Genomic DNA, 13,458 nt, shown 5'->3' with positions numbered 1-13,458 from the left:
AGGTCAATATCTTTCACAAACCAAGGAGATGATAAGCCAAGTGCAATTTGAATGAGTTCTTTATCTTCCATAGAATTGAATTGGAAGATGAAGATGTTAAATTACCCACTCGATGTTGAGGAGATCCCAAAATAAAAAGATTCCCCATATAACTCCTGTTGTAAGAAGAGGAAAGAAGATCAAAAAGATGCTTATCGGAAGGAAGGCCAGGAACGCACAATACACGATGGAGAACTCAGAAAAAAAGAAGATTCATCTGAATATTGTTGTTGATGTAAAGTATCTGAAAGGTAAAAGAGGTAAAAACGGATGTGAAAACCTTGGATTTGTTGTTTATGGAGTAAAATGGTCTCCCCGAAAAGATTACAAAGCAAATTCAGCAAAATAAATGTGAGTGAAAAATGACGAATGTTCCCACGCTCGTAGGATTGTTATTTATCATAATCATTCTGAGCATTGTCCCTTTCTGCACGGCTTTCCTGGTATATTTTACTAAATACAGGCAGCTAAAAATGAGTCGGCTGGTAGCCACCGCAGGAGTTTGCGTATTCTTTTTGACACTGACAATATTTCATGACTTCCCATTCTGGATACGTGGGATTTTCGCAGGGAGCATAGCTGGTATTCTTGGGATCCTCTTTCTTCCAAAGCTAGCTGCCCCATCTGTTACAGTAATGAAAAATAAAACCGATTTTCTTAGCAGAAAAAACATCATCTTGGTGGCGTTAATAATTGTGCTCCTCTTTTCATTTTCCCTGTACAGTTCATTTACAGGAAATGATCTCGAGTTTCGCATAAGTGACCCAATAGAAGATGTCAGTTATGCAGGATATGCAGACTCAGAAATAGATAGACCTGACTACATTGACATTCTGCGGCTGGAGTCTCGTGTTGAAGGAGACTCTGTAATCTTAGAGATGGAACTTGCAGGAGAGATCGATGAGGATAGGGACGCAGAGTATGTGTTCTACATAGCCACTCAGGAATACAGCCTCTGGAATCATAACATCGATCTGGAGGAAATGGAGGCAGAGGGTACCATTCTCCGAGCAAGCATTCCTGTCGAATCACTCGGAAATCGCAGGGTATTTCATGTGCTCGCCGTTGCTTCTGAATATGATATCTCTACTGATTTGAATCTGAATGACGCTTGTTCCAATAGAAATGCCATCGGGGAGATTCGGGAGATACTGAAAATCTTAACTCATTAATGAAGAAATCAGGAATATGAGCATGATAGAAATCATCTGGATACTGGGAATTGTGTTCTTTGCCTTCATGACCGTTTACAATGCGGTTGCATACAGAAAAAATAAAACAAGTATCTTACCAACAATCTTCGGTTTTTTGCTGACTCTAGTAACATTACTCCTGTTCCTGAAACAATCTCTTTTGTGTATAAGCCTGCTCCTGTTTGCGACATTCCTGCTTTCAGTGATAAAATACCCAGAGATCTCAAAAACCCAGGAAATCTTTTTGTTCATACAGGATACGTAAAAATAAATCACAAAGCAGGAAACGCTGAGTATGCAATCTTGATTGACAACATGGGCACCTTGAATGTGGAAATTAACATCGGGCATGATAGCTTTTCACTTGAAGATGGGAAAGTGATTCTTAAAACCATGTTCGAAAACATTGGAATTAATGCAGAGCTTGTAGATGAACTTGAATTCGGGATGGATGTTGTATGAAACGAACACTTTTGTTTTTAATTCTAATATTGATCTTCTCATCAACAAATGCTACAGCAACTATATGGACACCAGAAGCATTTGAAATTCCATATCAGATAAATCATTCCAATCGAATTATAACCGGGACTGTAACTGATATTCAGCAATATTATGACCGCACTGAAGTGGCAATAGAAGTAGATGAATGGCTGATGGGTCCTCTGCCCTTGGAAGAGATCACTGTGATAACGGAAATTGGCAAATTTTCTGAACGTATAGGCGAGCCAAAATTTACTGAAAATGAAACCGTGCTCCTGATGCTCAAAGATGCAGATGTCAGTGATAACAGGTTCAAGGTTCTGTATGGGGAACCTGGGAAACACCTACTGTCCGATAAAGATATAATTTTGAGAGAATTGGATCATAAGAACAAGACAACTGAATTCGTCCTGGCCAATGAGGCAACATTAGAATCGGAATCGAAAAATGAAACAGATGAAGAGATTCCAAGCAATGAGATTCCATTCATTGGACTTGCGGGTATGTCGATTGCCGTGTCAGGTGCTTTTTTGTTGTTAAGGAAATATGATTGAAATTATTTCTAATAAAAAATACATATGTGGGTGATATGTTTTGCTCCAAGGGTGCGAGATGTCTGAGTACGGGCAGGCCGTGGGCTTCCAGCTGCTGCCATCCTGCTTAAGCTGTGCACACTTGCACAGAATTCAATGAGGGGCATAATCCTGGCTAACGTGTGCCACCCCTTCCCACGAATTAAGCAATGGTTAAGTCAGATTAATTTCTGGCCAAGAGCGTACGCTAATTGCCACTGAGGTTAAGTACAAAAAAGCAAACAAACAGATACCGAATTTTTGAAAACATCGATATCTGTTTAGGACTTTCTAAACATTTCTAACGGACCCGGTGGGAGTTGAACCCACGACCCCCGGGTTAGAAGCCCGGTGCTATATCCTGGCTAAGCCACGGGCCCAAAATTGTTATTCTGGGCGGATGAGATGTGACATGGATGTTTATGCATAAAAGCCTTTTGTACAGGAGGCGATTATATTTGCTTAATGCATACTGATTAAATTTATACTTTCGGAATGTTTATTTATTCTCAATGATCTGTATCTGTTTGAATATGGGGGTATGAAACAGTAAGGTGTCACACATGGATGAAGCAATTTTAATAATTGGTATTATTTTCTTTGCAGCGATTAGCCTTTACAACCTAGTACACTCTATAAGGCATAAGAAAAGTTATCTTCCATCTGTTTTTGGGATACTTATGGCTTTAGCAACGGCTCTTATTCTTTTTGATCGACCGATAATTGGTGGGTTTGCATTTGTAATTATACTTTTACTGGCTATCTTTTCATCCGGCAAGATATTTGGCATAAGAAAACAGTCATTTTTAAAAGCAATGGATGATGTTGATATTAATTCTACATTCTCGATCAGGCATGTTACAAATATTAAATACTGGGCAGCCTATGCATTAAAGAACGGGCCGAATAAGGCTGCTTGGGGATATTCTCTTGTTCAGTTTGGCCTAATTGCTTTGGTTTTGGTAATTTTGATTTCTGATTCTTCAAGTAATATCAATTTTCTTATATTTGGTCCATTCATACTTGTTTCATTCTTGATGAATTTGAGAGAATATGTTATAATATTCAAGGAGTTTTATGACTCAAAACTCTGATCTCGTTTGGTGCTACAAATATTGATATATATTAGCGATAACATGTTGGGTACAATATTTACAAACTATACCTTTACCGGTATATTCAATGAGGATCCACTATGAGCGAATTACTGATCTACTACAACGGCGAGTTTGTCCCAAAGGACAAAGCTACAGTTTCCATTTATGACCACGGCTTCCTTTACGGAGACGGTGTTTTTGAGGGTATCAGAGCATACAACGGGCGTGTCTTTAAGCTCGATGAGCACGTTGACAGGCTCTATGATTCCGCAAAGGCAATTGCTCTTGAAGTTCCTATCACAAAGGCTGAGATGACAGAGGCCATCCTTGAGACATTGAGGAAGAACAATCTCACTGATGCATACATCCGCCCTATCGTCACACGTGGTATCGGCGATCTTGGTCTTGACCCACGCAAGTGTCCAGAGCCAAGCATCTACATAATTTCACAGGAATGGGGTGCAATGTATGGCGACCTCTATGAGGTCGGCCTTAAAGCCATCACAGTCGGTATCAGGCGTAATGCCCCTGACGCACTGTCCCCTAACATCAAATCATTGAACTATTTGAACAACATCCTTGCCAAGATCGAAGCGAACGCTAAGGGTGGCGATGAGGCTATCTTCCTTGACCAGAACGGTTTCGTCTCCGAAGGTTCCGGTGACAACATATTTGTTATCAAGAACGGCAAGATCTACACCCCTCCGACAGTCAACAATCTGAAAGGTATCACAAGGGCAACCGCAATCGAGCTTCTTGAAGAGCGTGGCTATGAGGTCATTGTTCAGAACCTCGGTCTTTTCGATATGTACACTGCAGATGAGATCTTTGTTACAGGTACAGCGGCAGAGGCGGCACCTATTACACTGCTCGACGGTCGCAAGATCGGCGATGGTTCAGTCGGTCCTATCACAAAAGCTGCGGTTGCTGCGTTCGAGGAAGTTACTGGTAGCATTGGTACGCCTATCTTTAAGTGATCTTTAAAGATCATTCTCACTTTCTTTTATTTTTAAACTTGAACTTACAATGTCACGAAAAATACTGCGGGATCTTCTTTCTATTGAAGATGCGAGATCCCTTTTCAAAGGGGTAAAGGTTAGGACACACATAGTGTCTATTCCTATTGAGAGGTCAACAGGTCGGGTTCTGGCAGAGGATATCGTATCGACCATCGATGTGCCTGGTTTTGATAAGTCTCTCAGGGATGGCTATGCTGTGCGTTCGGAGGATGTTGCTTTTGCAGGTGATATTCCCGTCGCGTTAAATATGGTAGGTTTTTCTCCAGTGGGGGAGCCTCCTCAGTACCAGGTAGGCAAGATGGAGGCCGTCGAGGTTGCAACAGGCGGTCCGATCCCGAATGGTGCTGACGCTGTCGTGATGGTCGAGGATACTGAACTTAATGGCAATACGGTCCTTGTGAAAACATCTGTAAAGACAGGAAAATTTTTGATATTGGCAGGTTCTGATATTTCAAAGAATGCTTGCTTGCTTTCCAAGGGGTTGACCATAGGTGTTCGGGAGGTTGGTGTTCTTGCAGCTATTGGCATGCGTGAGGTTGCTGTCAATACTATGAAGGTGGGAATTATTTCTACGGGCAATGAACTTGCTGTGCCCGGAACAAGTCTTCAATCTGGGATGGTCTATGACACTAATTCTTATTCACTTTATGCGGCAGCAACAAAATTAGGTGTTGATACGATCGCTTATGGTCTTATTAAGGATGATCAGGATGCGGTAAGTGCTGTAGTGAAAAAGGCGATTGGGGAATGTGATATTGTTCTGACCTCTGGCAGTACGTCAGCAGGACCCGATGATTTCATGTATGATATTATTGAAGAGCAAGGAAATGTTCTTGCTCACGGTCTTAATTTCAAGCCGGGTAAACCGGTGGTTTTAGGGATGATCAATGAAATTCCGATCGTTGCCTTACCTGGACATCCTACGTCTTCACTTACGGTCTTCTATGAGTTCATATTGCCTCTTATCAGAAGGAACCTGGGTGGCCCAATGGCTAAAAAGCAGACTCTGACTGCGGTTCTTGGTGAGGATATCATATCCGGCACCCGGCATGAGCTGCTGGCGGTCAGGCTGGAAAATGGTGTGGTGTTCTCGACCAGCAGGTCTTCAGCAGCGATCACGACCCTTGCGTATGCGGGTGGTTTTATTGAGATCCCGGCGGATGTTCCTATGGTCAAAAAAGGAATGGAAGTTGTGGTAACTTTTTTCGATGATGCGTTCAAATGAGGCTCTTCTAAGGAAACTCTTTTTTATATTGAAGTTGTGGTAGGGAACAGATGGGCATACAGGAAGATATTCAGGCAGTTGAGGATGAGATACGTAAGACTTCCTACAATAAGGCTACTTCACATCACATAGGTAGATTGAAAGCTAAACTCGCACGTTTAAGAGAAGAGGTTGTAAAGAAGGCTTCTACCAAATCCGGCGGTGAAGGGTATTCCGTGAAGAAGTCCGGTGATGCTACTGTTGCTCTTGTGGGTTTCCCTTCTGTGGGTAAGTCCACGTTACTGAACAAGATCACAGGCGCTAATTCAGAGGTGGGTGCCTATGAGTTTACCACCCTTGATGTCATTCCCGGTGTGCTGGACTATAAGGACGCGACCATTCAGGTGCTTGATGTACCTGGTCTGGTAAGGGGTGCGGCAAGTGGTCGTGGCCGCGGGAGAGAGGTCATAGCTGTTGTGCGTAATTCCAATCTGGTACTGTTCCTGCTGGATGTTTTCCAGCCCGAGCATTATAAAGTGCTTATACAGGAGCTTTATGATGCCGGAATAAGGTTGAACACTACCCGTCCGGATGTAGTTATCAAGAGGAAGGACCGCGGCGGGGTCACGATCAGTACTACGATGGAGCTGGAGCTCACTGATGATCTTATCAAGGCAGTACTTGGTGAATATAAGATACATAACGCCCATGTTCTGATAAGGGATAACATCAATGTGGACGAGCTCATCGATGTTATCATGGGTAACAGGGTATACGTTCCTTCAATCGTGGTCGTGAACAAGGTCGATCTTGCCAATGAGGAGATCCTCAATAAGATGGAGGAGCTATTCCCTGACGCAACGTTCATTTCCGCTAACGAGGAGAAGAACCTCGAGGCTGTGAAGGACCTCATATACGATTCCCTGGATTTCATCAGAGTATATCTAAAACCGCAAGGCGGCCTTGCCGACATGGATGAGCCTCTTATAGTGACGGACGGCGTTACCGTTGGTGATATCTGTGAACGTCTACACCGCGATTTCAGGGATAAGTTCAGGTATTCCCAGGTATGGGGCCCCTCAGCCAAACACCCCGGTCAGCGTGCCGGTCTTGACCATTATCTTGAAGATGGTGATCTTCTGACCCTTATCATACAAAAATAAACATTTTTTGCATAACAAATAAGTATTATTATGCCTATGCAAGGTGTGAAGTCCCGTTGAGTAGCGGTCAATCTTTCAAGCCTTTGGAGCTTGAGACCCCGGTTCGAATCCGGGCGGGACTACTAAATTTCTTTAGATAGTCCTATTTTGACAGGTCATTTTTACTTTTTTTGAAATCGAACTTTTGCTATGAATGCATATCATCATTCAACATTTAGTATTTGACGATTTATTTTCAATGCTTTTGATTTTATAATCGCCGGCTTTGAAGCGGGATCTCCCATCCTGTCGAGAGGATGAAGCCTTTTTCTGGAGCTGCATCCATATAGTTTTTTCACTTCATTCTCAATATCGGCAAATGACCCGTTGCCAAATACGTTTGGATTAATGTTGCCCATCAAACAGCCATCATGTCGCGAGCAAAAGATTCTATATAAATTGTGGTGATATAATAATTAAAACTACTAGTATTACGGCTCTGTAGAAATCCTCCTCCAAACTAAGCACACAATTTTGACATACCTGTCAAGATTGTGTATCAATACTTTTAGTTTCACTTCTTTTACTTAATTTCCATATTTCCTTGCACAGAGACTCTCCACATATTTTCCTTTCAGGACTGAAAACATTGTTTCAACAAAATTACGTCGATGATAGATTTCTTAGTCAAATGAAATAATTAAGCTTTCATATTATGCTCATAATAATGAGTTGCATCGAATATATATAGGAAGAGATACCACATTTGTATTATCTCATATTTAATGAGGGGGTACTAATGAATATAAGAACGATAACAATAGGGGTTCTAGCTGTGCTTATATTGGCAGGGCTAGCAGTATCGGTACAAGCAGCCAAACCAGGGACAAACTTCAATGGTCCTCACGACACCCTGAACATCATTGGAAAAGATGTTGACTGGAAAGGTAATGGTGAAGGTTATGATAACGGAAACACAATGTTCGTTCCTGATAACACCAGTGAATTTAATATTACTGTTTGGGACGAAGGGGTTGAAACCGTAATTCCTGGTATTCAAATAGATATAACACAGGGAGACGAGTTTACTGTCATCGATGGAAATGCATTTGATGATGGTACATGTGCCTTCCAGCTGGCACCAGGAAAATACAATGTATACATTGCTGCCAAAGCTAAACCAAATGCATACACAAACATTGTTGGATGGGTAAAGGCTAACGATACCTACTACTTTGATATAGGGGACGTACAGGTTTCTAAATCTAAAAAAGCACAATGGACTGATGCTACAGACCTGTTTTATGTAAGTGCAAAGGAAGAACCGGATGCAATCGGAATGTTGAGTCCGGGTGATGATGTATGGGTTTTCGATTACCTGAACAATCTAAATACATTTGACTCTGCTCTCTATCCAGACCCATCGTACTTCTGGCAGTATGACAACCATGGAAGCAAGTTAGTTCAGATACGCTTCTATGAAGCTTAAAACTGAACTTCCTTTTTTTCTTTTTTTGAACTATTTATTGCATAAATCAAGGCATGGTCAACTTTTAAAATTATAAAAAGCACAGGTCATGCAGTATCAAAATCTATTTTCGAAACACTGGATGAACTTGCGGTAATTGACTGGAAGCACAAACAAGACCAGCAGAAAAAAATGCTACAGAAGGTCAAGCGGTCATTGTATAAATTAGGGTATGATGTAAATACTGCTGACAAAGAAAGTAAAAATATCATTCATCTTGTCAGGAATATCCTATAATGCATTCTATACAGATTGGAAACACAACTGTACCCTACGATTTAATTTTTACAGGACGGAAGAAGACCATTGAGTTGACAATCGGTCACAATAATAGGATGACTGTAAAGGCTCCACAGGGCATGACAGAAGATGCTCTAACAACCAATCTTTTCAGAAGGGCAAAGTGGATTATCAACAATATTGACAGAATGGATGAAGTAATTGAATATGAATCCAATAAAGAGTTCATCAGTGGTGAAAAATACCTGTTAAGGGGTAGAAGATACAGGCTCAAGGTCAATAAGGGTGATGAACCTGCATTGAAGTTCTTGAAGGGGAAATTTCATGCCACTATTCCTGTCGATGTTCCTGAATTTGAATATAAAAGCTATCTGCAACCATTATTTCTTGAATATTATCACCATAAAGCCGAACAGGTAATTGATGAAAGGGTGAAAAGGTATCTAAAATACTTTGATGATGAACCTTCTTTAATTAAGATTCAGGATTTGAAGGAGAAATGGGGTAGCTGTTCCAAGAAGAACCAATTGCGCTTCAATTGAGAAAAAATATGAAGACTTGGATGAAGAAGGGAGATCTTATTTACGACTTTTAACCAAAAGAAAAGGATCAGCTGAAGGTGAACCTCATTTTATAGTTCAAGCTTGACATTCCCCTCAGAAAAACGTTAAACAATTCGTTTCTGTTCCCACATTATAATGATTTCGTGGAAACTTGAGGTTCAAATCATATCTATTTTTCAAGTTTCCTGATTATGCTTGTGCTTTCGCAATATCATCAAGTGTTAATGAACCGGATCCCCCATGATTAAAAATTGGTGTCGTACAACCGTTCAAAGACGGTACAACCTCATTGCAACATCGCTGCAACTCCCTATTTTCAGCACCATCGGACAGTTTTATAGTTTTTGCTGATTTTTGACTAAAACTTAGTGTTACTCCACAGCTAGATGGAAAAATAGTCAAAGTGCACTTTCTCCACACACACTAGTATCATTTTCTTTATTTTTTAGAATATTATTTATTATTCTATCTATTGTACTTGTTTTTGTATTATTATCTTCTGTTGTAGTGAGGTTATAGTGAGGTTGCAGCGGGGTTATAGTGATTGCATCGATATCATTAGCAATTATTCTTTCTTTCTCTTTCTGAATATCCTCGAATTCCTCTTTGAATTTCCTAATTGCATCTTCCACTTCATCTTCACGAATACCCACAACATCAGTATAAGCATCAAAACCTAGGCCAACGTCAAATGAGTAAAGATATTTTTTTGTGGATTTTGTTTCACCTACCTTGACTATCGCCTCTTCAAAATACAACCCAGGTACCTTGTTCAATAGTCCACCATTGTTGTATTGGCCATGCATGAGGTTCTTCACAGATGTGAGAGAGACATTTAGCAGTTTTCCAATATCCTTCCGTTCCACCTCTGTGCCTTTTTTGCTATCCATGTATTTCACCACCTTCAATTCCTTTTCCGTGAGGTTGGTTGCATTGGTTTCAGCCAGTCCTTGATAGATATTTTTTGCCTTGTAAAAGTCCTCCATCGTGGCTAAATATGCCCCGTGGAACTTCTCACGCTGCTTGATTTTGTAGAACGTGACACTCTTCACGATATCCAGGAACATGGGGAAGTTCCTGCGGTTCTCTTTGTTGGACCACTCGATGCATTCAGCGAATGGGACTCTTATCTCGTATTCATCCAGTCCTAGGATATCGTACATTGCTCTGCATAGCAGTATATCAGTATCCAGCACTCCTTGAGTGCTTCCATACAATTCATTTTCCACCTGTTTGTTGAACACGAGCTTGTCCTGGACATTGCTTGCATCCACATCCATTCCAAGGAAGCGGTTGGACATCTGTTCGTCGTCAAAACCATCCACTGAAGTGAGCCACCAACTTACGCGTGGAGGGATGTCGAGTGATTTGAATTTCTGTTTTACCACGGTGTTGTGTGCGGTTTTCTTCTGGTAATCGCTGGTCGATTGTTTGATGGTGGCAGTTATGTTCTCATCGAACTTTACGTCATCAGAATAGATGATTGTCCCCTTTTTCATGTTCGGGTGATAGAATGCCGCTTTGCCTGAGAGAGAACCCACCATCTTTTTGTGATCTGGAACCAGCTTCAAGTAATTCTCTGTGCCGTCAGATTTGCCTTTTCCACTGTCTCCGCTTGGTTTTACATGCAACCCCCTTGTGTTTGTAAGAAAAGTTGCAGCAACAGCACACGCACAGGACTTACCTATAATCTCATCCCCCACATGTTGCTTGCTCCATGTCTCCACATAGAAAGACAATGGATCCCCATTTTCAAGAATTATATGAGCCAATTTCAGGATATGTTCTGGGTATGAGTCCACTAAATCTTGTTGGCTGGTTGTGTGACCATTACCCTCCGCTTGACCATCTTCCCCATTCTCTTCCTTTGATGGCGTATATATGTATGTCACGCCTTCAATAGCCGTTTTGATTGTAATTTCTCCATAGGTATTCTGACCCCTTTTCGCGTCCCATTTCTCACGATATAAAGCAGATTGTCTGAATATCCGGTCAATCTGAACACAGTCCTAGGTGTAAAATGCAAATATATTGCATAGTGCCAGGTCTGCAGCACTTTGATCATCACGGTAATCTGTAAGATCTCCATTCCAGAGTGCTTCGAACTTGTCAGCATTTGTGGCACTCATACATAATGCAAGGACCTTTTCATCAGTAAGTTCTGTCTTTGTCCTAGGGATGTTCACATATGAAGTATGGTTCTTCGATGGATTGAGCCTGTCATACATTGCCTGTATAGCTTCTTTTGAGACATCATTGATTTCTGTAGATGTCTCTTTTAGATGTTGACCAGTAACGACAAAAAAACGGCCTTGGTCATACATCTCCCCATCAGGTTTGTTGATTCCTTTCTCCCCCGGGACATTACCCCTTCCTATAACATGGACACCTGTGCCACTCTGAGACAACTCTCCATAACTTCCCATACTATGTATTTCTTGGAGTGCTTTGGAATCCCATTCATCTGATTCTATGTCATGGATGTGGTCCCAGTCCATGCCTATGTAACCATTTGCAAGTACAAATCCGATGCCTGCAAACCGTCCGGTCTTATAGTCTTTGATAACTTCCTCATATGTAGACCAGGTATCCGGATCAGTAGAACTTGCGAACTCGTCGCCCTGTCTGTTAGGATTTGATTTCTTACAGGTTGCACGATATGGTTTTTTTGTGTCCCTGCCCTTTACCTTTGTGATTTTATACAGTACCCATTGTGGAACCTTTTTGAGCTCTTGAGGGATACCCTCTTCGTTTACTTTGATCCGTGGAGCTTGTGTCACTGTTTTCACTCCAAAATATTCATAACATGTATGAATGCAATTCTATAATCCCAGACATTGAGCGTAAAAATCACGTCACCACTTAGAATTTTGTACACAAATGGATCATATTTAGCCAGCATCTCTTTTTCATCACTATCAAGATGATCCCACAGAAAACGAGATAGTCGTACGAGCTCAGTTTTACTCATTGATAGTCCCCCATGATCTCACTGGCCACGTCTACAAGCATCTTGAGTGTGGGATTGGTCTTCTCAATGATCTGATAAAGTTCAGGATCATTATGTACAGATGCAAACTCTTGAATGAGTGGATGCTTCTGAAGAACTTCAGTGTCAGTCATTGGCCACCTTCCTTCCAGGAGCAATTGTCAATATGTGGAGTATTTGGCAATTATTACAAAAATTTAAATCAGAATAAAGCATGTTAAACATCTGCGTCCCTCCATTTATTACATAAGTGGCTGTTGGATGCTGCTTGACTGTAGCTGGTTTTATGATCTTGCACGAACATGCCAGTTACGGTCTCAATTTTATCGTTCATCATTTGGTTCAAATATGTTGAGCGTGGGATCAATCCCCGTATCTCATCAAATTTTGTAAGGATATTTGAATCCACTGTAATTGTTATCTTTCTTTTCATAGTACCTCCGTGTGTATAGTGCTACACACCAGTACATATTCGTAAGAATTTGCTCTATATAAAAAAATCCTATATTTTTAGTCGGCCTATATAAAAAGATGTTAGGATTGTTATGTGCACTAATTTGAAATGAAATTATTTAGTGAAAAATGAAGTTAACTATGGGACTTTTTTAGGCATATATTTACTTCAAAAAACAGGAAAATAGTCTGAGTATTCAATAATATATGTCGCAATCACCTGCTATTTTTTTAGGAAGTGTGTTTTGAAAAATCCGGGTAGCAAGGGAAAACAGCCCTACAATAATAATACATACACCCCCCTGGTATTTTGATGCGAGTTATCAGCTGTTATTTATACTTCAATTTGTGCTCCACTCAACTGCTCCCCCTTGATACCTTGCAACGTCCGTGGGAGAAAAGGTGCTACCATCACACTCAACGCAGACCTGCGTTTAGTGGCAGTTCCAACGAGAAGCAGATTTGTAATGTACTGGATCGTGTGATACGAATAAAATGAGCGATACGACAACTGATGCCCTGGTACTGCATCCATTTGCTCTGCTGCGAGCGTGGAACTTCTTGCTGTCGAGTCGAACATGCCGGGATTTGTATTAGAAGAGGACGTTATCCATCCTTTTGATAGAGATGGGGATATTGCTTATGGGTGGATATCCAGTGAGATCTTATCGCGAGGTTAGTCGAACTGAGTACACAGTCTGGCTGGTGAGCGTTGTTTGGGGTATTCTGGGGTGATGTGGAATGATTGGTGTTCTGTAATGTGTGCTTGTTGACATTGTTTTACAGCTCCAGATATTTTTAAAACGGAATACGATCACATTTGATGGAATCAGTGGTTTGATAGTGTTTTCTGCTGCACCACTGTGATATTGGAACAAAATAAGCTGGGCTGTTAGATCGAGGGGGTTATGGTATACTACTTCTCAATTTCCAGTT

General features: G+C 41.1%; 17 protein-coding genes, 2 tRNA genes and 2 pseudogenes. 12 read left to right on the top strand and 9 right to left on the bottom strand.

What is annotated here, in order from left to right; genetic code table 11:
• Positions 1-127: 127 nt before the first annotated feature.
• From KDK67_RS07560 to KDK67_RS07545, 4 genes and pseudogenes are all read left to right on the top strand, one after another.
• Positions 128-361: pseudogene (locus KDK67_RS07560) on the top strand (ISH3 family transposase); the annotation flags it as partial.
• Positions 362-512: 151 nt separating this feature from the next.
• The gene (locus KDK67_RS07555; RefSeq protein WP_250868195.1) at positions 513-1,211 is read left to right on the top strand and encodes a hypothetical protein; all 699 of its coding nucleotides are present in this window, start codon (positions 513-515) and stop codon (positions 1,209-1,211) included.
• A 183-nt stretch (positions 1,212-1,394) separates the two neighbouring features.
• On the top strand, positions 1,395-1,694 hold the full coding sequence (locus KDK67_RS07550) for a hypothetical protein (RefSeq protein ID WP_250868194.1): 300 nt from the start codon (positions 1,395-1,397) through the stop codon (positions 1,692-1,694).
• Positions 1,691-2,269 carry a hypothetical protein gene (locus tag KDK67_RS07545; RefSeq protein ID WP_250868193.1) on the top strand — a complete coding sequence of 193 codons (579 nt, stop codon included), beginning with the start codon at positions 1,691-1,693 and terminating at the stop codon, positions 2,267-2,269. Before KDK67_RS07550 ends, KDK67_RS07545 begins: the two co-directional genes overlap by 4 nt.
• 323 nt (positions 2,270-2,592) lie before the next feature.
• Here KDK67_RS07545 and KDK67_RS07540 read toward each other — a convergent pair.
• Positions 2,593-2,667 (bottom strand) — tRNA-Arg (locus tag KDK67_RS07540).
• Between the two features lie 183 nt (positions 2,668-2,850).
• Here KDK67_RS07540 and KDK67_RS07535 point away from each other — a divergent pair.
• From KDK67_RS07535 to KDK67_RS07515, 5 genes are all read left to right on the top strand, one after another.
• Positions 2,851-3,381, top strand: coding sequence for a hypothetical protein (locus KDK67_RS07535; RefSeq protein ID WP_250868192.1), 531 nt, complete (start codon positions 2,851-2,853; stop codon positions 3,379-3,381).
• Between the two features lie 101 nt (positions 3,382-3,482).
• Positions 3,483-4,361 carry a branched-chain-amino-acid transaminase gene (gene ilvE / locus KDK67_RS07530; protein WP_250868191.1) on the top strand — a complete coding sequence of 293 codons (879 nt, stop codon included), beginning with the start codon at positions 3,483-3,485 and terminating at the stop codon, positions 4,359-4,361.
• A gap of 49 nt (positions 4,362-4,410) precedes the next feature.
• Positions 4,411-5,628 carry a molybdopterin molybdotransferase MoeA gene (locus tag KDK67_RS07525; RefSeq protein ID WP_250868190.1) on the top strand — a complete coding sequence of 406 codons (1,218 nt, stop codon included), beginning with the start codon at positions 4,411-4,413 and terminating at the stop codon, positions 5,626-5,628.
• A gap of 50 nt (positions 5,629-5,678) precedes the next feature.
• Positions 5,679-6,770 carry an OBG GTPase family GTP-binding protein gene (locus tag KDK67_RS07520; RefSeq protein ID WP_250868189.1) on the top strand — a complete coding sequence of 364 codons (1,092 nt, stop codon included), beginning with the start codon at positions 5,679-5,681 and terminating at the stop codon, positions 6,768-6,770.
• Positions 6,771-6,819: 49 nt separating this feature from the next.
• A tRNA-Gln gene (locus tag KDK67_RS07515) sits at positions 6,820-6,892 on the top strand.
• An 81-nt stretch (positions 6,893-6,973) separates the two neighbouring features.
• On the opposite strand, the gene KDK67_RS07510 is transcribed toward KDK67_RS07515, so the two are convergent.
• Positions 6,974-7,168: a hypothetical protein gene (locus KDK67_RS07510; RefSeq protein ID WP_250868188.1), complete on the bottom strand. Its 195-nt coding sequence runs from the start codon at positions 7,166-7,168 to the stop codon at positions 6,974-6,976.
• Between the two features lie 72 nt (positions 7,169-7,240).
• Positions 7,241-7,432 (bottom strand): annotated as a pseudogene (locus KDK67_RS07505) (IS5/IS1182 family transposase); the annotation flags it as partial.
• Between the two features lie 116 nt (positions 7,433-7,548).
• Between KDK67_RS07505 and KDK67_RS07500 the strand changes: the two are divergent.
• Genes KDK67_RS07500 through KDK67_RS07495 form a run of 3 tightly spaced genes read left to right on the top strand, consistent with a single transcriptional unit; the run spans position 7,549 to position 9,059 of the window.
• Complete coding sequence (locus KDK67_RS07500; RefSeq protein ID WP_250868187.1) at positions 7,549-8,238, top strand: hypothetical protein; 690 nt, start codon at positions 7,549-7,551, stop codon at positions 8,236-8,238.
• A gap of 45 nt (positions 8,239-8,283) precedes the next feature.
• A complete protein-coding gene (locus KDK67_RS14535) occupies positions 8,284-8,514 on the top strand; it encodes a type I restriction enzyme endonuclease domain-containing protein (protein WP_420846930.1) in 231 nt (76 codons plus the stop codon).
• Entirely contained in the window at positions 8,514-9,059 is a 546-nt protein-coding gene (locus KDK67_RS07495; protein ID WP_276575090.1) for a M48 family metallopeptidase, read from the top strand. Before KDK67_RS14535 ends, KDK67_RS07495 begins: the two co-directional genes overlap by 1 nt.
• A 419-nt stretch (positions 9,060-9,478) precedes the next feature.
• Here KDK67_RS07495 and KDK67_RS07490 read toward each other — a convergent pair whose 3' ends face one another.
• From KDK67_RS07490 to KDK67_RS07465, 6 genes are all read right to left on the bottom strand, one after another.
• Positions 9,479-11,077, bottom strand: coding sequence for a phage NrS-1 polymerase family protein (locus tag KDK67_RS07490; protein ID WP_420846929.1), 1,599 nt, complete (start codon positions 11,075-11,077; stop codon positions 9,479-9,481).
• A 12-nt stretch (positions 11,078-11,089) separates the two neighbouring features.
• On the bottom strand, positions 11,090-11,860 hold the full coding sequence (locus KDK67_RS07485) for a hypothetical protein (RefSeq protein WP_250868184.1): 771 nt from the start codon (positions 11,858-11,860) through the stop codon (positions 11,090-11,092).
• 5 nt (positions 11,861-11,865) lie between these two features.
• Complete coding sequence (locus tag KDK67_RS07480) at positions 11,866-12,051, bottom strand: hypothetical protein (protein ID WP_250868183.1); 186 nt, start codon at positions 12,049-12,051, stop codon at positions 11,866-11,868.
• Entirely contained in the window at positions 12,048-12,203 is a 156-nt protein-coding gene (locus tag KDK67_RS07475; RefSeq protein WP_250868182.1) for a hypothetical protein, read from the bottom strand. The genes KDK67_RS07480 and KDK67_RS07475 overlap by 4 nt, the downstream gene beginning before the upstream one ends.
• Before the next feature lie 83 nt (positions 12,204-12,286).
• Positions 12,287-12,502 carry a hypothetical protein gene (locus KDK67_RS07470; protein WP_250868181.1) on the bottom strand — a complete coding sequence of 72 codons (216 nt, stop codon included), beginning with the start codon at positions 12,500-12,502 and terminating at the stop codon, positions 12,287-12,289.
• Between the two features lie 354 nt (positions 12,503-12,856).
• Positions 12,857-13,102 carry a hypothetical protein gene (locus KDK67_RS07465; protein WP_250868180.1) on the bottom strand — a complete coding sequence of 82 codons (246 nt, stop codon included), beginning with the start codon at positions 13,100-13,102 and terminating at the stop codon, positions 12,857-12,859.
• Positions 13,103-13,458: the final 356 nt, after the last annotated feature.

It is taken from the genome of Methanococcoides seepicolus, assembly GCF_023684405.1.
Classification (GTDB): Archaea; Halobacteriota; Methanosarcinia; order Methanosarcinales; family Methanosarcinaceae; genus Methanococcoides; species Methanococcoides seepicolus.
This window is presented reverse-complemented; position numbering and strand designations above follow the sequence as displayed.

What these genes read in the sequence shown, in the direction of transcription:
- KDK67_RS07555 (WP_250868195.1), top strand. Translation starts at nt 513, where the DNA reads ATGAGTCGGCTGGTAGCCACCGCAGGAGTTTGCGTATTCTTTTTGACA.
- KDK67_RS07545 (WP_250868193.1), top strand. Translation starts at nt 1,691, where the DNA reads ATGAAACGAACACTTTTGTTTTTAATTCTAATATTGATCTTCTCATCA.
- KDK67_RS07535 (WP_250868192.1), top strand. Translation starts at nt 2,851, where the DNA reads ATGGATGAAGCAATTTTAATAATTGGTATTATTTTCTTTGCAGCGATT.
- ilvE (WP_250868191.1), top strand. Translation starts at nt 3,483, where the DNA reads ATGAGCGAATTACTGATCTACTACAACGGCGAGTTTGTCCCAAAGGAC.
- KDK67_RS07525 (WP_250868190.1), top strand. Translation starts at nt 4,411, where the DNA reads ATGTCACGAAAAATACTGCGGGATCTTCTTTCTATTGAAGATGCGAGA.
- KDK67_RS07520 (WP_250868189.1), top strand. Translation starts at nt 5,679, where the DNA reads ATGGGCATACAGGAAGATATTCAGGCAGTTGAGGATGAGATACGTAAG.
- KDK67_RS07510 (WP_250868188.1), bottom strand. Translation starts at nt 7,168, where the DNA reads ATGGGCAACATTAATCCAAACGTATTTGGCAACGGGTCATTTGCCGAT.
- KDK67_RS07500 (WP_250868187.1), top strand. Translation starts at nt 7,549, where the DNA reads ATGAATATAAGAACGATAACAATAGGGGTTCTAGCTGTGCTTATATTG.
- KDK67_RS07495 (WP_276575090.1), top strand. Translation starts at nt 8,514, where the DNA reads ATGCATTCTATACAGATTGGAAACACAACTGTACCCTACGATTTAATT.
- KDK67_RS07480 (WP_250868183.1), bottom strand. Translation starts at nt 12,051, where the DNA reads ATGAGTAAAACTGAGCTCGTACGACTATCTCGTTTTCTGTGGGATCAT.
- KDK67_RS07475 (WP_250868182.1), bottom strand. Translation starts at nt 12,203, where the DNA reads ATGACTGACACTGAAGTTCTTCAGAAGCATCCACTCATTCAAGAGTTT.
- KDK67_RS07470 (WP_250868181.1), bottom strand. Translation starts at nt 12,502, where the DNA reads ATGAAAAGAAAGATAACAATTACAGTGGATTCAAATATCCTTACAAAA.
- KDK67_RS07465 (WP_250868180.1), bottom strand. Translation starts at nt 13,102, where the DNA reads ATGTTCGACTCGACAGCAAGAAGTTCCACGCTCGCAGCAGAGCAAATG.